Origin of the sequence: Polyangium jinanense (assembly GCF_028435265.1) — a bacterium.
GTDB classification, from domain to species: domain Bacteria; phylum Myxococcota_A; class Polyangia; order Polyangiales; family Polyangiaceae; genus Polyangium; species Polyangium jinanense.
Map to the genome: position 1 here is coordinate 205,091 of NZ_JAGTJK010000014.1, position 19,062 is coordinate 224,152.

The following is a 19,062-nucleotide window of genomic DNA, read 5'->3' on the forward strand; positions in this document are numbered from 1 at the left end:
TCACGCATGAAGATTCGCACGAAGATCCTGTGGTTCGTCGGGGCGCTCGCGCTCGCCGGGGCTCCGGCGTGTGAGGATGGGCCGAAGGGGCCGGGGGCGGCGCACCTGAAGGCGGGCGACGAGGCGCTCGCCGGGGGTGATTTCGCCAAGGCGGCCGAGGAGTACGGTAAATCGCTCGAGGCCGATCCCAAGCAAGAGAAGGTCTGGGAGAAAAAGGCCTACAGCTACAAGCAAGCCGGCGACATGGCGAAGGCCGAGGAGGCCATCCTGAAGACGCTCGACTTCAAGCCCGACGCGGCGGCGAAGGCCCAGGTCTACGCGAACCTCGCCGGCGTCTACATGGAGAAGAACGACACGGCGAACGCCGAGAAGAATTACGCCGAGGCCATCAAGCTGAACCCGAACGACGACCAGTCCATCGCATGGATGGCCGAGTTCGCCGCGCGCCGGGGCGGCGCCCGCGACATGAAGGCCCCGATCGTCGCGGCGGAGCTGAAGAAGGCGATCGAGTCCTACGACAAGGTGATCGCGCTCAAGCCCAGCGACACCGCCGCGTACACGAACAAGCGGATCGCCGTCGGCCGGCTGATGGAGCACGAGCGGCTGCAGAAGGAAGCCGCGACGAAGGAGGGCGAGGAGGCGGTCGCGGCCAAGGACAAGGCCAAGGAGGACGACGCCAAGGCCCGCGCAGACAAGCACCAGGCGCAGATGGACGAGTACAAGAAGCAGCTCGACGAGCTCGGCAAGAAGATCGGCGAGCTGATGAAGGCCGCGAAGAAGTAAGCCTCGCGCCGTGATCCCCCGCGCCGCCGTCGCCCTCGTCCCCGCCCTCGCGTCGCTGCTCGCCTGCACGCCCGCCGCCGATTCCCCGGAAGACCCCACGGCGAGCCACGCCGCTTCGAGCAGCAGCGGAAGCGGTAGCGGCGGCGGGGGCGGAAGCGGCGGCGCAGGCGGCAGCGGCGGGGCAGGCGGAAGCGGCGGCGGGGGTCCGATCGTCCCCTTGCCGACGACGCCATTCACCCTCGGCGGGCAAAATGGCTGGGAGCACGACGAGGCTCAGCCTTCGGGTTATTTCCACACCTACGACGCCCTCACGATCGGCCCCGCGGGCTTTGCCCCGCGCAAGGTGCACGTCTATCTGCCCCGCGCGTATGCCGAGACGGACGCGCGTTATCCCGTCGTGTACATGAACGACGGGCACACGACGTTCTGGCCCGGCGGGCCCGGAAACATCACCTGGGACGTCGATCAACGCCTCTCCGAGCTTTATGCCGAGAAGGCGATCCCCCAGGTGATCGTCGTGGCCCTCCACCCGATCGAGCGGGAGCGCGAGTACAGCCACGTCGACATGGGCGACGGCAAACCCTGCTGCGACGTCGAAGAATACACGGCCTACGTCGCGGACGACGTCAAGAGCTTCATCGACACGTATTACCGCACGAAACCCGAGCCCGCGAACACGGCCATCCTCGGTTCGTCGCGGGGCGGGCTCGCGTCGTTTTACATGGCCCATCGAAGGCCGGATCGGTTCGGCAAAGCCGGCTGCCTCTCCCCGTCGTTCTGGGCGGGGCTCGATCCGGTCTTCGGCGGCAACTTCCCGGGCGGCCCCCTCGAAAGCTCGGCGCTCGTGACGACCCTCGCGGGCACGCTCGAAAAGCCCTCGATCCGGCCACGGCTCTGGATCGACTGGGGCCTCGTGCGCACGGGCGGCTTCCACAACGAGGCCATCGAGGCGGCCGCCACGAAGCGCGGAATCGAAATGGTCGCGCTCCTGAAACAATCGTATGGCTACGTCGAGGGCAAGGAGCTCTTCTGGTACGAGGATCCCATCGGCGCCCACGACGAGATCTCCTGGAGCCGCCGCTTCCCCGACCTCATGAAAGCGCTGTTCGGGACGCCCTGAAACGCCCACGAGGCGGTCGAACGAAATCGACCGCTTCCCGCCCGGCGTCCCGCCAAGCTCACGCCATGACGTGTGGCACGGTCCCTGACGTTCCACGCGGGTGGCTGGTAAATTGCGCTTAATGGCATGGGAGGGGGATCAAGCTCGACAGCCGGGCCCGCGTGGCCCAGCGGAGGCTGCGGTGAAGCGACCGCCCCTTTCCCGTTCGGTCGCGCGCCTGCCCGTCGTTTTCGCCGTCGTGGTCATGACCGTGGCCGCCTGCACGCTCACCGGCTGGGCGCTCGACGTCCCCCGCCTGCGCACGTGGCTGCCGCACCATCAACCCATGATGCCGGTCACCGCCGTGGCGCTCATCCTCCAGGCGCTCGCCGTGCTCTCCACGAGCGTGGTCCTACGAGGGAGATGCGCTCGCTTGGCCTTGCCGGCCGGCGCGCTCGCAGCCGGCGCGCTCGCCCTTACGGTCGGAACCCTCGTCGAATATGCAACCGGCCTCGTCTTCCTCGACAGCCTCCTCTTCCGGGGCGCGGCCCATGCCATGCCCAGCCCTTTCCCCGGCCGGATGTCGGTGTACACGGCCGTCGTCGTGACCCTCACGGGGTTCGCATGCCTCTCGGCTTCGATGCGCTCGCCGCGCGCGCGGGCCCTGACCACGCCGCTCGCGGTGATCGGGGGATTGCTCGCGCTCCTTTCGCTCGTCGGGCAGGTGCAGGGCGCCAGGGTCCTCCTCGGCGTCACCCGCATGATCGGGATGCCCATTCCGAGCGCCGTCGCGACGCTGCTCATCGCCCTCTCCTGCCTCGCGCTCACGCCCGAGCAGGGCATCCTTTCGGCCTTCTTGCGCGGCGGATCGAGCGGCGTCCTGCTCCGCAGGCTCCTCGTCGTGGCCACGATCCTGCCGCTCGGGCTGGCCGCCCTCCTGCGCCTCGGAAGCTACGCAGAGCTCTACAGCCTCGCGTTTTCCTACGCGGCCTTCGTGCTCCTCACGCTCGTCGCCTTCCACGTCATCGCGTTCCTCGCCGCGGGTGTCGTGGCGCGCATCGAGGAAGATCGCGTGGAGCGCGCCGTCCTTTCAGCCGCGCGAGCGCAGGTGACCGCCGAGCGCGACCGGGCCCGCGCGCTCGCCGAGGCCCTGCGGCAGAACCAGGCGCAGCTCCAGGCCATCGCGGATCACGCGCCCGCTGCCATTTACATCAAGGACGCGGAGGGCCGATTGCTCTTCGTCAATCGGCACGTCGAGCTCGCATACGGCAAGTCCCGGGAGGCGCTGCTCGGCGTCTGCGAGCGCGACGTGTTGTCATGCGAGACGGCCGCCGTCTTCCAGGCCCACGACGCGCTCGTCCGGGACCGCGGGGTCCCCCTGGAGACCGAGGAGAGCATCGTCCAGCACGACGGCCTCCACACGTACCTCTCCGTCAAATTCCCACTGCCCGGCCCCGACGGCGGTCCTTCCCTCGTGGCGGGCATCTCCACGGACATCACCGAAAAGAAGCGTTTCGAAGAGATCCGGGAGTTCTTGCTCGCCCTGCAGTCCGAGCTCTTGCATTACGAGGACCCTGCGGCGCTCGCGGGGCTCGCGGTCACACGCCTCGGCGAGCGGCTCGGCGTGGACGGCGCGGGGCTCGTGCTCGTGGATCACGCGGCCCGGGAGGTCGTGCACCTCCCCGGGTACGAATACGGTCAGCCTCCCAAAGGGGTGTGGCGTTTTCCCCTCGAGGTCTGGGGCCAGACGCTCGACGAGCTGCGGGAGGGGCACGTCATCGTGATCCACGACACGCGCGTCGATCCACGCGTGTGCGCCGATTACGAGCGATTTCACTCGAAGTATGGCGTCGCGGCCATTGCCATGGCCCCGTTCTTCCGCAACGGCGGGTGGGTCGCGTACCTCTACGCGCACAGGACGAGGCCGCATCGATGGTCCGACGACGAGACGATGCTCTTCCGAGCCGTCGCGGACATCACCTGGCCGCTGTACGAGAATGCGCGCCTCGTCGTGCTCCTGCGCGACGCGGTGCGCGCCCGCGACGATTTTCTCTCGATCGCCTCGCACGAGCTCAAGACGCCGCTCACCCCGCTGCTTCTGCGGCTCGAATCGCTCGAACGCGCGACGGCGCGGCAACCGGATTCACCTTACGTGCGCACGGTGACGAGCGTGCTCGACGTGGCCAAGCGCCAGCTCAAGCGCCTCACGGATCTCACCACGGACCTGCTCGACGCGACGCGCATTCAAGCAGGCAAGCTTTCCATCGTGCGGGAGGAGGTGGATCTCGTCGAGGTCGTGCGCGACCTGTGTCAGCGTTTCGCGCTCGACGCCGCGCGTGTGCGTTCACCGCTTCTGGTCGACGCCCCGGCGAGGGTTTCGGGCCTCTGGGACCGGCTCCGCATCGAGCAGGTCGTCGACAACCTCCTCTCGAACGCGCTAAAATACGGCCCAGGAAAGCCAATCCGCATCGAAATCGGCATCGTCTCCGGCTCCGCCGTCCTCACGGTGAAAGACCAGGGCATCGGCATCCGCCCCGAGGATCAAGAGCGCATTTTCGGTCGATTCGAGCGGGCCGTCTCAGAGCGCAGTTATGGCGGCCTCGGGCTTGGGCTTCACATCGTCCGCGCCATCGTGCAAGCATTCGGCGGGACAGTCTGCGTCCACAGCGCGCCGGGAGAAGGCGCCGCGTTCACGGTGACCCTGCCGCTCGGGCGGTAGGAGCACAGGGCCGCCGCGCCGGGGCGCTGCCCCGGGCCCCGCGGGGGCTGTTCGCCCCTCGACCCGAACCAGGGCAAGCCCTGGACTCGTGGTGGAAGAACTGCGCTCCGCGCAGTTCTTCCAACGGGCCGGTGGCAAGATCAGGGACAGCGTTGCCCTTAGAAATGGCAGCGCGGCTGTCTTGATTGGCAGGGCCTTCGCTGGTCTTGACTCGGCCTGTTCGATGAACTGCGCATTGCGCAGTTCATCGACCCCGGGTCCAGCGCTTGCGCTGGTCCGGGTCCAGGGGCGGATAGCCCCGGTGGGGCCTGGGGCAACGCCCCAGCGCAGCGGCCCCACGTAGAGACCTATGCTCACCTCCGCTGGAGGAATGCGGCGACCTCGGCGGTCACGAGCTCGGGGCGCTCGTGATGAATCCAGTGGGTTGCGTCGGGGACGTGCACGATACGCACGTCTGGCGCGAGGTCTGCCCCTGGATCGGCGAGCTCGCGGCCGAGGTGACGATCCTGGTCGCCCCAGATCACGAGCACGGGCGCGTCGATGCGGCGCGGCCGTACCTGGCTCTTCAGACGAAGGGCGGCGCGATAATAATTGATCATGGCTGTCAGCGCGCCGGGCGCCGCGAATGCTTCGCGATATCGCTCGAGGTCCTCGGCGTCGAATGCGTTTGGCCCGCGCACCTCCTCGCGGAACGCCTGCATCAGGGCTGCGTGGTCGTCCCGGCTCAAGAAGCGCTCGGGGATGCCCGGGAGCTGGAATGTGAACATGTACCAGCTCCGCGCGATCTGCCGCGGCGAGCGCAGCCCGTCGCGTAGCATCCGCGTGGGATGCGGGCCATTGATCACGACGAGCCGTTCGAGCAGCTCCGGATGCGCCATGGCGAAGCACCAGGCGACGCCGGCGCCCCAGTCGTGCCCCACGATCGATGCCTGCGATGCGCCGAGCGCGCGCACGAGCCCCGCGACATCGGCGGCGAGGTGGCGCGTGCCGTACGGCTCGATCCCCTCGGGTTTGTCTGACGCGCCGTATCCGCGCATGTCCGGGGCGACCACGTGAAACCCTTCGCGGGCGAGGGCGGGGAGGATATGCCGCCATGCATACCAGAACTCGGGAAAGCCATGCAGCAGGATGACCAGCGGGCCGCTGCCGGCCTCGGCGATGTGCAGTCGGACCTCGCCGACGTCGACGGTGCGGTGGCGGATCTCGGGACGCGCGTCCCCGGTCTTGGAGGTGCTCATGCGCGGAGTATACGCGATCTCTCCCTGGCCGCCCGCTAAGGAGCCTCGACCAGCTCCCGTAGCTGTCCCATCTCCTGATCCACCCATTCGATCTGCTCGTGGAAGGCGGCCTCGGAGCCCGAGGTAGGACGCTGGATCGTGAACAGGAGCAGGCTCCCGGGGCCATGGGGCAATACGCGCATCGGCATGCGCAGCTCTCCGCTGCCCGTGTCCGCGCAATGCCAGATCACGCGCGCCGCGACGTCGGCCTCGTACCGGAATCGCACGTCTCCCTGGGGGGAGCGCACGATGAGCACCACTCCCTCCTCGCGCATTCCCTGGCAGAAACGCGTGGCCCAGCGAGGCAAAAGGCGGATATCCGCGGCCAGACGAAAAGCCTTCTCCCACGGCGCGCGCGTCAATGCCACCGCGGTGTACTGCGTATCGCCGGGATCATGGGCGGGGAAATAACTCACGTCCAGGCGCTCGAGCAGCGCCCGTACACGAGGAAACCAGATCGCTCCGTGCGGCGATCCGTTGTGGGCGGCGAGGGCCTCGCCGTCTCGATAACGGTCCAGGATCACGTAGCGTCCGGGGGCGCCGTCCCGGAACAGCTCGAAGCTCAGCGTGCCCGGCTCATGGGCCCGGACCAGCGCCGTGAATTCTCGGATCGCCCCCTCCAATGCGGCCTCGGCCCCCGCCCGGACCTGCAAGCGCTTCATGCCACCGATCATGCGTCCCTCCTCCCGATGGCGAAGAGTCTACGCCTCCTCGGGCCGTCGAGCGGAGGGATCTTTCGCGGCCCGGCTTCGTTCAGCCCTGCCGCGATATTTCCAGAACGAACCGCGCCCCCCGCCCCTCCTTCGGCGCGAGATACACCTTTCCCCCGTGCCGCCGCGCAATTTCTCGCACGATCGACAAACCGAGCCCCGCCCCCTGCCCTTGCTTCGCCTTCGCTCCCCGAAAAAACGGCTCGAAGATGTGCTCCGCTTCCTCGGCCCGGACGCCCTCGCCCTCGTCCTCCACCGAGATGCGCCACACCTCCCCCATCGCCTCGATCCCCACCGAAATCGTCGTCCCCCGCGGCGCGTGCGCCATTGCGTTCGACAGCAAGTTGTCGATTGCCTGCCGCGTCGTCTGCGCCTCGAACGCGGCAGGCGCCTCCTCCGGCAGCGATACCGCCATCCTCACCCCGCGCGCCTCCGCCTCCCCTTCGCACGCCTCTGCCGCTTCCCGCACCACGGCCGAAAGATCCCCGGCCTTCGCCTCCCACGTCACCTTCCCGAGCGCCGCGAGATCGAGTAGCCGCGCGGCCAGATTCGACAGACGCGTCACCTCACCGCGCGCCTCGGAGAGCGCCTCTCTGAGCTCTTCCACGCTCCGCTCCTTGCGCAACGCGAGGTCCATCTCGGTCCGCATCAATCCGAGCGGCGTACGCAATTCGTGCGCCGCATTCGCGATCAGCCGCTCCTGCGCGTCCCGCGCCGCCCGCAGCCGCTCCATCGCCTCGGCCAGCGCCACGCGTAAATCCGCGATTTCGTCGCCCGTCGGATCCGGGGGCAGGCGCCACGCGAGCGCGCCGCCGCGGAGCTCCGGGAGCTGCGCCGTCATGTCGGCGATGCGCCGGCTCATCCGGCCCGCTTGCACCCATTGCGAGAAAAACAGGAGCGCCGCCGCCACGGCCACGAGCCCCAGCGTGGCTTGCCAGTAAAGCCGCATCGTCGCGTCGATCTCCACGAGCGAGCTCTGCAGCGTGAGCACATACGGCTCGCCCCACGGCGCGCGCACGGCCACCACGAGCGAACGCACCCAGCGCCCATCGGACGAACGCTGCGTGGAAAGGCGTGGCCCCTCGGCTCCCGCGTCCGCGGCCGGTCGATCGGGGATCCAGCCATTCTCGGGAAAATGCGAGACGAGCTTGCCCGTCCCATCGTAAAGCCCCGCCATCGGCACGAACGAGCGCACGTTTTCCGCGAGCGGCGATTTTCCGAGGTGCACGTGCGGCGCGCCCGTCGGACCGTCGAAGAGGCTCACGCTCTCCACGGCCGCCTGCGCGAGCAGCGCCCGATCCAGCGCGCCGAGCAAGCTCCCGCGGAACACCACGCCCGCCACGCCCACCGCGAGCACCAGCGCGAGCGACGGCAGCGCCGCGCCAAAAAGAATGAGCCGCGCCCGGACCCTCACGATTCGCCCCTCGGCGGCTTCGTGACCAGAAGCCGATATCCCACGCCGCGCACGGCCTGGATCGTCACGGCATCCCCGCAAAGGCTCCGGAGCTTGCTCCGCAAATAGCCCACGTACACATCGACCACGTTCGGCGCCCCGTCGAACCCGGTCCCCCACACCGTGCCGAGTAGCTCCGTCCGCGTCAGCGCCTCCCCCACATGGCCCGCGAGCTCCGATAAAAGCGCATATTCCCGCGCCGTCAGGCTCTCCTCGGCGCCGTCCCTCGCAATCACCCGGCGCCGCGCGTCCAGCGTGATCGGCCCAAGCCGCGTCAGCGCCTCGTGCCCCGCCCCGCGCCGGTGCAGCGCTTCGAGGCGCGCCACGAGCTCCTCGAAATCGAAAGGTTTGACCAGGTAATCATCCGCGCCGGCCCGCAAGCCCGTCACGCGCTCGCCCACCGTCCCGCGCGCCGTCAGCAAGAGGACCGGCGTCTTGAGCCCACGCTCCCGCCATCGCCGCAAGAGCGAGACGCCGTCCATCCCGGGGAGCGACCAGTCGAGGATGATGACGTCGTAGACGACGCCGAGGCCTTGCTCGAGCGCCTCGGTGCCGCTCTCCGCGAGGTCCACCTGATGGCCTTCCTCGCGGAGGCCTCGCTCGAGCAGGCGGGCCATCTTGGCCTCGTCCTCCACCACGAAGAGCTTCACGCCGCCATCGTAGCGCCGGACGAACCCTCCGGCGGGGAAGGAGACGCCGGCTGCCCGCGGCGACCTCGCCCGATCCAGCCGTACAAGCTCGGCACGATGAGGAGCGTGAGCAGCGTCGAGGTCACGAGCCCGCCCACGACCACGGTCGCGAGCGGTCGCTGCACCTCGGATCCGGCGCCGCGCGCAAGCATCATCGGGACGAACCCGAGCGCCGCCACGAGCGCCGTCATGAGCACCGGCCGCGCACGCGCACGCGCCGCGCTCTCCGCCGCCGCCGCGGGATCCTGCCCCGCGGCCTCGTTCGCGAGCACGCGCGAGAGCAACACCACGCCGTTCAGCACCGCCACGCCCGAGAGCGCGATGAACCCCACGGCCGCGGAGATCGACACGGGCATGCCGCGGATCGTGAGCGCCACCATCCCGCCCACGCAGGCGAACGGCACGTTCGTGAAGATCACGAGCATCGGTTTCACCTTGCGAAACGCCGCGAAGAGCGCGGCGAGGATGAGCGCCACCGCCGCCGGCACCACGACGAGCAGCCGCCGCGAGGCCTCCTGGAACGTCTCGTATTGCCCGCCCCAGACGAGGCGATACCCACGCGGCGCGGGGGCGGCCTTGTCCACGCGCGCCCGCGCCCGCGCCACGAGATCACCGAGATCCGCGCCGCGCACGTTGAAGCCCACCACGATGCGCCGCTCGCCATCCTTGCGGCTCACGAGGCCCGGCGTGGGCAGTGCCTCGACCTTCGCCACACGCGCGAGCGGCACGAGCCCGCCCGCCTGCGTCGGCAAGCTCAGGTTCGGCAGGTCGAACGCGCCCGACGCGCCCGCGATCCGCAAGATCACCGGAATCCGGATCGCCCCGTCGTACGTCGCGCCGACCTCGATGCCGTTCCGCACCGCCTGCACCGCGTCGAGCACCTCGCCGACGCCGAGGCCCACGAGCGATGCCTCCAGCGCCTTCGGCTCGACCTCGATGAGCGACACGTCCGGCGGCGCCAGCACCTTCACGTCCGCCGCGCCCTTCTCGGCCGCGATCTCGGCCGCGATCTTCTCCGCGAGCTCCCGGAGGACCCCGAGATCCGCGCCGTAGATGCTCACGGCCACGTCCGACACGGCGCCGCCGAGCAGCTCGTTGAACCGCATCTGGATCGGCTGCGTGAACGAGGGATCCGCGCCCGGCGAGGCCGCGTCGATCGCGCGCCGGATCTCCTCGATCAGCGCCTCGCGTTCGAGCCCCGGCCGCCATTTGTCCCGCGGCGCAAGCGTGATGAACACGTCCGCTTGCTCGAGCCCCATGATGTCCGTCGCGACCGCGGGGCTGCCCACGCGCGAGACGACCTGCAGCACCTCGGGCACTTTTCGCGCCGCGGCTTCGAGCTTGCCCGCCTCGACGACCGCGGTCTCCAGGCTGATGTCCGGAGCACGCGTCGTCTGCACCACGAGATCCCCCTCGTCGAGCTGCGGCGCAAGCTCGCTGCCTGAACGTACGTAGAGCACGACGCCGGCCGCGAAGAGCGCGAGCGCGGTCGCGGCCACGAGGACGGGCCGTTTGACCACGAACGAAAGCGTGGGCCCGTAGATCCGATCGATCATCCGCACGAGCCACGGATCCCGCGCCGGCACGTCCTTCTGGCGCAGCACGAGGCTCATCGCCGCGGGCACGTACGTGAGCGACAGGACGAGCGACGTGAACAGCGCGAACACCACGGTGAGCGCCATCGGCCGGAACATCTTCCCGTCGACGCCGGTCATCGTGAGCACCGGCAGATACACGATCAGGATGATCAGCACCGAGAAGAACACAGGGCTCGCGACCTCGGCGCTGACGCGGCTCACCCACGAGATGCGCTCTGGTCCACTCGCCGGCGCGTCTCCCTTCTGCGAGGCGTGGAAGACGTGCTCGACCATCACGACCGCGCCGTCCACGACGAGGCCAAAATCGATGGCGCCGAGGCTCATCAGGTTGCCGGGGATGCCGAGCGCCACCATGCCCGAGAGCGCCCCCAGCATCGAGAGCGGGATCGCCGAGGCCACGAGCAGCCCCGCGCGCAGGCTCCCGAGCATCGCGAACAGCACCACGCCGACGAGCAGGCCGCCTTCGAGCAAGCTCTTGCCCACCGTGCGCAGCGTGCTGCCGACGAGGTGGCTCCGGTCGTACACGAGCTGGATCGAGACGTCCTCGGGCAGCGCCGCGCGCACCGCGGGCATCGCCGCGTGGAGCCGATCCATCACCTCGAGCGCGTTGTCGCCCCGGAGCATCTGCACCATCACGTAGACGACCTCGCCGCGGCCGTCGGCCGTCGCCGCGCCGATGCGCGGCAGCCCGCCCACGCGCAGATCCGCCACGTCCGACACGCGCACCGCGCGCCCTTCCTGATCGAGCGGCGAGACGATCGCGTGCCCGAGCTCGGAAGGATCCTTCGGCCGCGAGACCGCACGAAGCAGCGCCTGTCCACGGCCGAGCGGCAAGCTCGCGCCGGGCGCGCTGCCGGTCGATCGTTCGAGCGCCTCGCGCAGCGCGCCGAGCGTCATGTGCCGCTGCGAGAGCCGCGCCGGATCGGCCACGACCTCGATCGTGCGCCGCTCACCCCCCCACGGGTTCACCTCCACGACGCCCGGCACCGCGCGGAGCAGCGGCGCCACGCGCGTCGACGAGAGCTCGTAGAGCTCCGCGAGCGAGCGCGACGGCGAGCTCAACGTAAAGTGAAAGATCTCGCCGAGCCCGCCCGTCACCGGCCCGAGCTCGGGCGCGCTCACGCCCGGCGGCAGCGAGCCCGCGACGGCCCCGATGCGCTCGGAGACCATCTGTCGCGCGCGCCACGGATCCACCGCGTCGTCGAAGACGATCGTCACCGACGAGATCCCGTACCGCGACAAGCTGCGGTGTTCTTCGAGGCCCGGCAGCCCGCCGAGTGCGAGCTCGATCGGCCGCGTCACCTGCCGCTCGACCTCCTCGGGCGTGAGACCGGGCGCGCTCGTCAGCACGAGCACCTGGTTGTTCGTGATGTCCGGCAGCGCGTCGAGCTCGAGCCGCCGCCCGAGAAAGGCCCCCACGACGGCGAGGACGAGCGTCACCACCACGACGAGGACCCGATGCCGGATCGAGAGTTTTACGAGCGCGGGGATCAATCGACATCGCCTCCGGCCGTGGGCAGCGCACGCGACGCGTCGGCGGCCACTTCGTCCCCGGGGCGCAAATCTCCCTCGACCAGCGCGTCGGCCCCGGAGCTCGACAGCACCTTCACCGGCAGAGGCGCGCCCGTTTTTCGCGACAACACCACGGCGACGCCGTCCTTGAGCGTCACCGCCGCCGCGGGGATCGCCACGGCCGTGCCGCCCGGATCGGGCGACACACGCACCTTACCCAGCGTTCCATGAGGCAGGCTGATCACCTCCGCCGGCTTGAACCACGCGGCCACCGTGCCGTCCCGCCCGTTCGTGCTCGGCGCCTCGCTCAGGAGCGTCAGCGCCGTGGTTTGTCCGAGCGGGGCCACGAAGACGAACCGCGCGCCCGGCGGCGGCCGCTGCGAGAACCGCGCCTCGACCCGCGCCGCGCCCGCGCCCTCGATCCGCGCGATCGGCGCGCCCGTGGGCTCACGCGACTCGCCGAGCGCTGCGTCGAGCTCCGTCACCACGCCCGCGACCGGGCTCTTCAGGGTCACGAGGCCTCCCGAGCTCACGAGCGAGGCCACGTCCTTCGGCCCGAGCCCCGCGATCTTCAGCGTCGCGAGCGCCATCTGCTGCGCGCCCGAGGCATCCGCGAGCACGCCCTCGACCTCGGCGATCTCCGCGAGCTTCGCGAGCCCGTCCTTCCGGAGATCTTCGAGCTGCGCCTTGCGCTTGCCATGCGCCCCGATCCGCGTGCCCGCCGCCGCGAACGCGCCCGCCGCGCGCGCGAGCTCCGGCATCACCACGTCCGCGATCGGCGCGCCTTCCTCCACGCGCTCGCCGTGCTCCACGTGCACCTTCGTGATCCGCGCGGAGAACGGCGGCACGACCGCGCCCTTCGCCCCCGCGGGCGGCACGAGCTCGGCCGGCGCTTCGAGTAGCGAGAGCCCGCCCGGCGCGCGCGCCGCGACCCACGGCGTCTCCGCGCTCTTCGGGCCCACGTCCGCGGCCGGCTCGGGCGCCGCCTCGGGGCGCGCGCACGCGGCCAGGAGGATGAGCGCTGCCACGACAAACCCGATCGATCGCGCCCTCATCGCGCCTTCTCCTGCTTCTTCCCGTCGTCCATCGCCGAGAGCCACAGCCACAACTTCACGCGCGCCCACGCGTTGGCTGCCCGCGCGCGCTCGAGCCGGCTCTGCGCGGCCGCGACGTTCCTGCGCGCCGTGATCACCTCCAGCATCGTCCCCTCGCCCGCCTCGAAGAGCCGCACCCGCGCCGCGAGCCCCTCCGTGAGCGCCGGCAAGATCGCGCCGGCGAGCGTGTCCACGATGTCCTGCGTGTGCTCGACCTCGTGGATCCCCATCGCCACGTCGGTCGACGCGTTCGCCGCCTCGCGCTTCGTCTCGCCTTCGAGCTGCGCCGCGCGCGCGGCCGTCACGCTGCGCTCGCGCTCGCCACGGTTGAACAGCGGAAGCGTGAGCCCGACCGCGCCGTACCCCACGAGCCCGCCGGGCGAATCCCGCTGCACGTATACGCCGAGCGACAGCGCCGTCCCGCGCGCGGCCTTCTCCTCGGCCTCGCGCGCGCGCTCCACCCGCGCCGCGAGCGCCTTCTGCTGCACGGACGGCAGTGCCCCCGCGTGCTTCTGCGCCTCGCGCAAACCCGATCCGGAAGGCAACACGGGCGCCGGCAAATCCCCGCGCGCGCCGAGCGGATCCGCGCCCGCGGCGATCGCCCGCGAAAGCCCGAGCCCGCGCTCGAACACCTCGCCCTCGGCCCCGATCACCCCGAGCCGCGCCTCGGCGTGGTAAGCGCGCGCGTCGGCCGCGTCCGCCTTCGTCGCCGCCGAGGCAAGCGCTGCCTTCTCCACGAGCCGCGTGAACTCCCCGGCGAGCGCCGCTTCCCGCGTGGCCACTTCGAGCACGCGCTCGGCTGCCCAGAGATCGATCCACGCCCGCGCCGCTTCGAGCCGCTGCGTGAGCGCGAGCGCGCGCGCGCTCGCCGAGAGCTCCTCCTCCTCGACCCGGGCCGCGGCCTTGCGGGCCGAGGACAACCCCGCGAGGTTCCACGATTGCGTCACGCTCGCCTGGATCTCGACGCCCTGGTTTGGCGTGGGCAGGACGCGGAACCCCGGCTGCACGTAGATTTGCGGGTTCTCGGTCATCCCCGAGATCCGGGCGCCGAGCGCGTGTTTCGTGGCCACGGCGCGCTCGGCGCCGCGCACGTCCGGCGTCTCGACGGACAGGCCGATGGCCTCGTCGAAGGAGAGTTTTTTCGCGGGTGTCGTGGCCGCGAGCGCGATGTTCGCGGCGATCGGGAGCGCGAGCCAGAAGCTCATGCGGCGGACCCTAGCGCCGCCCCCCGGAGGAGATCCTGAGGGGATCCTGAGAGAATTCTCAGAAAGGGGAAAACGCGCGGTCGCGGCTCACGCTCGCGCGCGCATCGCCCAGGCCACGCCGCTCTGCAAATCGCGCCGCGTGACGATGTCCGTCATGTCGACGCCCTCGGTCACGAGCGCCTGTGCGACTTCGGGTCGGATTCCGGTCAAGACCACGTGGGCCCCGAGCAGCCGCACGGCTTTCGCGATCTGGAGGAGCGAGTTCGCCGCATGGCTGTCGACCACAGGGACGCCCGTGACGTCGAGGATGGCGGCGCGCGCCTGCGCCTCGACGATCCGGCCGAGCAGGTTCTCGATGATCTGCTGCGTGCGCTCCGGGGTCAGCGATCCGACGAGCGGCATCACCAGCACGTCGTCGCGGATCGGCACGATGGGGGTCGACAGCTCGCGGATCGCGGCGGCCTGCGCTTCGATGGCGTCCTTCAGGCGCTTCTTCTCGGTGATGACCTCCGTCACCAGGAAAAGCCCGCCGACCTCACCCGTACCGTCCCGCCACGGAACGATCTTCCAGCGCACCCAATCGAGCCTCCCGTCGGCGCGCGGAAAGGGATCTTCCTCGCTTTCCTCGGTCGCGCCCGCGAGGCAACGGTGGTGAATGTCCCGCCACCGATCGGGCATCTCGGGAAAAACGTCGTAATGGCTTCGGCCGATGACATCCCGCTCCTCGACGCGCAGGTCCGAGAGCCAGTCCTCGCTGGCCGCAAGGTAACGCATGTCGCGATCGAGGAGCGCCGCCGCGATGGGCGTATGTTCCACGAACACCCGGAGGTGCGCCTCGGCTCGCGCGAGCCGCGCCGCGAGCGCGTCACGCTCCGCGGCGGCTTTCTCCAGCTCGCCCACGCGCGCGCGCAGACGCTCGAGCTCCTCCCGCTCCTCTACCATAAGGCAGCCACTCGCGTATGCCGATACACAACCAAAGGTAATAAGCTCGGCGGTACGGCGCGTCAACGAGAAACGCGACGCGCCCCCCTTCACCGCGGCGCGAGCTTCGCCATGAACGACGCGGCGAGCCCGGACAAAAGGCACGGCGCCACACCGCCGCCGAAGACGCCGGAGCCCGCGAGATACAGGCCCGTCACCGGCGTACGCGTGCGGAATCCCTTGGGCCCCCATTGCGAGAGCGTCATCGCCGGGCCGAACGGCGCGCCATGAACAGCGCGCGTCCGATCCGCCGCCGTGAGCGGCGTGCCGTACGTTTGTACGACCACGTCGCCCACGAGCCCCGGATACCGCGCGTCGAGCTCCTTCAGCATCCACCGCGCAATCTCGTCGCGATAGGCCGCATACGCGGGCCCCCGCTCGGCCTCCGGGAGCGATTGCCATTTGCGGAAACGCGCGTGCGGCACGTACGTGAGCACGACGAGCGACGAGCTCCCCTCCGGGGCGAGCGCGCCGCTCGCGTCCTTGATCGAGGTCGGCGAGACGAACAGCATCGGCCGCGGCGGGAGTTTTCCCGTGAATCGCGCGGAAAAACCCTCCTCGACGTCGTAGGACGGATAGAGCCAGACGTTTTGCGCGCCGAGTCCATAGGCGCGCACGTCCCGGCGCAGGCCGAGCCATATCTGGAACGTCGCCATGGACGGCTCGATCACGGCCGCCTTGCGCCGGAGCGAGGTCGGCAGATCCGCCGCGGAGACGAGCCGGCCCAGGGTGATCGTGGGATCGATCGCGGAGACCACGATATCGGCCTCGATACGCTCGCCTCCCGCGAGGACGACGCCGGTGACACGGCCGCGTTCGGTCTCGATACGCTCGACGAGGGCGCGCGTGCGGAATCGCGCGCCTTTCGCCTCGGCCGCGTGCACGAGCGCGTCGCGCAGGCCCCCGCCGCCGCCGCGCGGAAAGAACGCGCCGTCGCTGAAATGGGCCATGTAGAGCAGCGCCGCGAGCCCGACCACGCGCGAGGGCGGCAAGGCCCACGCGCCGGATTGGCCCGCGAGCACCGCGCGCAGGCGCGGATCGTCGGTGCTCTGCTCGATGAGCTCGCGCAAAGGCCTTTGGCTCCATTGCAAGAGCGAAGGGACGCCCGTGAGCGCGACGAGATCGGTGAGGACGGGGCGGCCGAGGATGCCCCGGGCGAGCGCGTCGTGCATCCGCGCCGCGCCGTCGAGCAAACCGAAGAATTGGCGCAGGCCCTTCGTTTCGCCCGGAAAAAGCGAGGCGAGGCGTTCGCGGTACGCGGCGAGGGGCCGACAAACCCGGATATCGAGGTCGGGAAATCGAACCAGGTCGAATCCGTCGGGATCGAGCTCGCAGAAGAGCTCGCCGGCGTCGACGCCAACGGACTGGAGCAGCTCATGGACGAGCTGGCCGGGGCGGCAGGCGCCGACGTAGTGCAGCCCTTGGTCGAACACGAATCCGTCCCGCGAGAACGGCGCGAGGTAGCCGCCGATCTCGGCCCCCGCGTCGAGCGCGAGGACATCAAAACCGTCCTTGGCGAGAAACGCAGCGGACGCGAGGCCGCCCGTACCGGTTCCGATCACGAGGGCGCGTCGCGTGGTCGAGGCCATGATGTTCTCCGCAAGGGTACACCCGCCCGTCGGCCGAGGCGAGGAAAAGGAATCATGCGCACGCGTCGAGGCCACGGATGTGCCGTGAAATCCTCGGATGTGCACGTACGCCGTGCACGCGGGCACTTCCTTTTCCGCGCGAGGCGCCTTGACATGGCTTCGAGCGTCGCCCTAGCATTCGAGATTTAGGAGATTCGGGGGGAACGGGGGAATCCAGATGGTGGAAGAGAAACGAGACGAAGTCGCACCCGAAGCCCAGAAAGGCAGCGTGGTGCAGGACCCATACCGACGCCTCTTCGAGCTGTCGGCCGATCTCCTGGGTATCGCCTCGATGGAGGGGTATTTCCTGGAGCTCTCGCCATCCTGGGAGGGGCGCCTCGGCTACACGCGCGAGGAGCTCCGCGCGCAGCCATTCCTTTCGTACGTGCATCCGGACGACCAAGCGGCGACGCTCGGAGAAGTAAGCAGAATGGCCCAGGGGGCCGTCGTCTTCACATTCAAGAATCGATATCGGGCCAAGGACGGCACGTACCGATGGATCGACTGGACGAGCGTGCCGAAGGACGGGCTCATTTACTTCGTGGCGCGGGACGTCACCGATCAGCAGCAACTCGAAGAAGAGCTGCGCGCCTCGCGGAGCGAGGTCGAAGCAAGGTATCTGGAGCTCGAGCGCGAGATGGGCGAGCGCCGCCAGGCCGAGGCGGCCCTCCAAGCGCAAAACGAGGCGGTCCGGGCGCTCTCGACGCCGATCCTGCAAGTCGCCGAGGGCGTGCTCCTCCTGCCCGTCATCGGGCAGATCGACGCAGGCCGCGCGGCCATGATGATGGTCAAGCTGCTCGAATCCATCGTGCAATCGGCGGCGCGCGTGACGATCCTCGATCTGACGGGCGTGGCCGACATCGACACGAATACGACGTCACACGTCTTTTCGCTCGTCCACGCGGCAAGGCTGCTCGGGAGCGACTGCCTCGTGTCCGGCATCCGGCCGGCCATCGCCTCGACCATGGTCGAGCTCGGGCTCGACACGAGCAGCCTGCGCACGTTCGGAACCCTGGCCGCAGCGCTGTCACACGCGCTCGGGCTACGAGCGCCTCGCCAGCGGTGACGAACTGCTGCTAGTCTCGCGCCATGCGAGCCATTCGATTTCACGCCCTCGGCGGCCCCGACGTCCTCCGCGTGGAGGACGCACCCGAGCCCACGCCGAAGCCAGGCCAGGTCCTCCTCGCCGTCCGCGCCGTCGGCCTCAATTACGCCGACACGATGTTCACGAAGGGGCAATACTTCATCCGCCCCACGTTCCCGGCGACCCCGGGCATGGAAGCCGCCGGCGAGGTGCTCGCCGTCGGCGAAGGCGTGACCGACATCCACGTCGGCGACCGCGTGATGGCCCTCGGCGACGGGGCCTATGCCGAGCGAATGGTCGCGCCAGCCTACAGCGTCTATCCAATCCCGGCCAATCTGTCCTTCGAGCAGGCCGCGGCCTTGCCGGTGCAGGGCCTGACGGCGCACCACGCACTCACGCTCGCAGGCAGGCTCGCGCCCGGGGAAAAGGTGCTCGTGCACGCGGCGGCAGGCGGCGTGGGGACACTCGCCGTGCAAATCGCGCGGCGGCTCGGAGCGTCGTTCGTCGCAGGCACGGTGGGCTCGCCGGCAAAGGCGGATCTCGTGCGCTCGCTCGGCGCAGACCTCGTGGTGAATTACCGGGAAGACGATTTCGCCACGCGAATTCGTTCGGCCGTGAAGGAAGGGGTCGACGTGGTGCTCGAAATGCTGGGCGGCACGGAGGTATACAAGCGGAGTCTCGCCTGTCTCGCCCCGATGGGCCGGATGGTCGTGTACGGCGCCGCAACCGCGGACGTACGCGGGACGGTGGAGCCCGTCGGGCTCATGCACAAGAACCTGACCATCACCGGCTATTACATGACGCCCCTGATCAAGCGGCGCGAGCTCTGCGCGCCGCCACTCGCCGAGCTCGCCGCCGCGGCCGCAGAAGGCGCGCTGCGCGTGATCGTGGGCAAGACGTATCCACTCGAAGACGCAGCCGAGGCGCACCGGGATCTCGCCGGCCGCGCGAGCACCGGGAAGCTCGTGCTCGTGGTTTAGGCAGGGGCGGCGTAGCGCCGGGGTTTCACCCCGGACCCGACCAGGGGCTGTCCGCCCCTGGACCTGGACCAGCGCAAGCGCTGGACCCGGGGTCGATGAACTGCGCGATGCGCAGTTCATCGAACAGGCCGAGGCAAGACCAGCGACGACCTTGCCAGTCAAAACCGCAGCGCCAATGCGTCTGCTCGAGGCTGGGGCAGCGCTACCGTCTTGGTTGGCAACGCCGCTCGTGGTCTTGCCACGGGCCCGT

Annotated in this window: 14 protein-coding genes; 5 read left to right on the forward strand and 9 right to left on the reverse strand. The window is 69.8% G+C overall.

Annotated features, from left to right (window positions below):
* The first annotated feature begins 6 nt into the window (after nt 1–6).
* The 3 genes from KEG38_RS25240 to KEG38_RS25250 all read left to right on the forward strand — a co-directional run bounded on the left by KEG38_RS25240 (nt 7) and on the right by KEG38_RS25250 (nt 4,601).
* Nucleotides 7–783: a tetratricopeptide repeat protein gene (locus tag KEG38_RS25240; RefSeq protein WP_272422447.1), complete on the forward strand. Its 777-nt coding sequence runs from the start codon at nt 7–9 to the stop codon at nt 781–783.
* Between the two features lie 10 nt (nt 784–793).
* Complete coding sequence (locus tag KEG38_RS25245) at nt 794–1,903, forward strand: alpha/beta hydrolase (protein WP_272422448.1); 1,110 nt, start codon at nt 794–796, stop codon at nt 1,901–1,903.
* A 181-nt stretch (nt 1,904–2,084) separates the two neighbouring features.
* Nucleotides 2,085–4,601 (forward strand): ATP-binding protein, encoded by a 2,517-nt coding sequence (locus KEG38_RS25250; protein WP_272422449.1) that lies wholly within the window; start codon nt 2,085–2,087, stop codon nt 4,599–4,601.
* A 353-nt stretch (nt 4,602–4,954) separates the two neighbouring features.
* Here KEG38_RS25250 and KEG38_RS25255 read toward each other — a convergent pair whose 3' ends face one another.
* The 9 genes from KEG38_RS25255 to KEG38_RS25295 form a co-directional block, all read right to left on the reverse strand.
* Entirely contained in the window at nt 4,955–5,839 is an 885-nt protein-coding gene (locus KEG38_RS25255) for an alpha/beta fold hydrolase (protein ID WP_272422450.1), read from the reverse strand.
* Between the two features lie 35 nt (nt 5,840–5,874).
* Nucleotides 5,875–6,552: a putative quinol monooxygenase gene (locus tag KEG38_RS25260; RefSeq protein WP_272422451.1), complete on the reverse strand. Its 678-nt coding sequence runs from the start codon at nt 6,550–6,552 to the stop codon at nt 5,875–5,877.
* Nucleotides 6,553–6,631: 79 nt separating this feature from the next.
* A complete protein-coding gene (locus KEG38_RS55610; RefSeq protein ID WP_272422452.1) occupies nt 6,632–8,002 on the reverse strand; it encodes a sensor histidine kinase in 1,371 nt (456 codons plus the stop codon).
* Nucleotides 7,999–8,691, reverse strand: coding sequence for a response regulator transcription factor (locus KEG38_RS25270; protein ID WP_272422453.1), 693 nt, complete (start codon nt 8,689–8,691; stop codon nt 7,999–8,001). Before KEG38_RS25270 ends, KEG38_RS55610 begins: the two co-directional genes overlap by 4 nt.
* Complete coding sequence (locus KEG38_RS25275; RefSeq protein WP_272422454.1) at nt 8,688–11,822, reverse strand: efflux RND transporter permease subunit; 3,135 nt, start codon at nt 11,820–11,822, stop codon at nt 8,688–8,690. Before KEG38_RS25275 ends, KEG38_RS25270 begins: the two co-directional genes overlap by 4 nt.
* Nucleotides 11,819–12,895, reverse strand: coding sequence for an efflux RND transporter periplasmic adaptor subunit (locus tag KEG38_RS25280; protein ID WP_272422455.1), 1,077 nt, complete (start codon nt 12,893–12,895; stop codon nt 11,819–11,821). The genes KEG38_RS25275 and KEG38_RS25280 overlap by 4 nt, the downstream gene beginning before the upstream one ends.
* The gene (locus KEG38_RS25285; RefSeq protein WP_272422456.1) at nt 12,892–14,139 is read right to left on the reverse strand and encodes a TolC family protein; all 1,248 of its coding nucleotides are present in this window, start codon (nt 14,137–14,139) and stop codon (nt 12,892–12,894) included. Before KEG38_RS25285 ends, KEG38_RS25280 begins: the two co-directional genes overlap by 4 nt.
* Nucleotides 14,140–14,226: 87 nt before the next feature.
* A complete protein-coding gene (locus KEG38_RS25290; RefSeq protein WP_272422457.1) occupies nt 14,227–15,147 on the reverse strand; it encodes a PAS domain-containing protein in 921 nt (306 codons plus the stop codon).
* A 23-nt stretch (nt 15,148–15,170) separates the two neighbouring features.
* The gene (locus KEG38_RS25295; RefSeq protein WP_272422458.1) at nt 15,171–16,709 is read right to left on the reverse strand and encodes a phytoene desaturase family protein; all 1,539 of its coding nucleotides are present in this window, start codon (nt 16,707–16,709) and stop codon (nt 15,171–15,173) included.
* 217 nt (nt 16,710–16,926) lie between these two features.
* On the opposite strand from KEG38_RS25295, the gene KEG38_RS25300 reads away from it, so the two are divergent.
* Together KEG38_RS25300 and KEG38_RS25305 are read left to right on the forward strand one after the other, a co-directional pair.
* Nucleotides 16,927–17,814 carry a PAS domain S-box protein gene (locus KEG38_RS25300; protein ID WP_272422459.1) on the forward strand — a complete coding sequence of 296 codons (888 nt, stop codon included), beginning with the start codon at nt 16,927–16,929 and terminating at the stop codon, nt 17,812–17,814.
* Nucleotides 17,815–17,837: 23 nt separating this feature from the next.
* Nucleotides 17,838–18,812 (forward strand): quinone oxidoreductase family protein, encoded by a 975-nt coding sequence (locus KEG38_RS25305; protein ID WP_272422460.1) that lies wholly within the window; start codon nt 17,838–17,840, stop codon nt 18,810–18,812.
* The last annotated feature ends 250 nt before the right edge of the window (nt 18,813–19,062 follow it).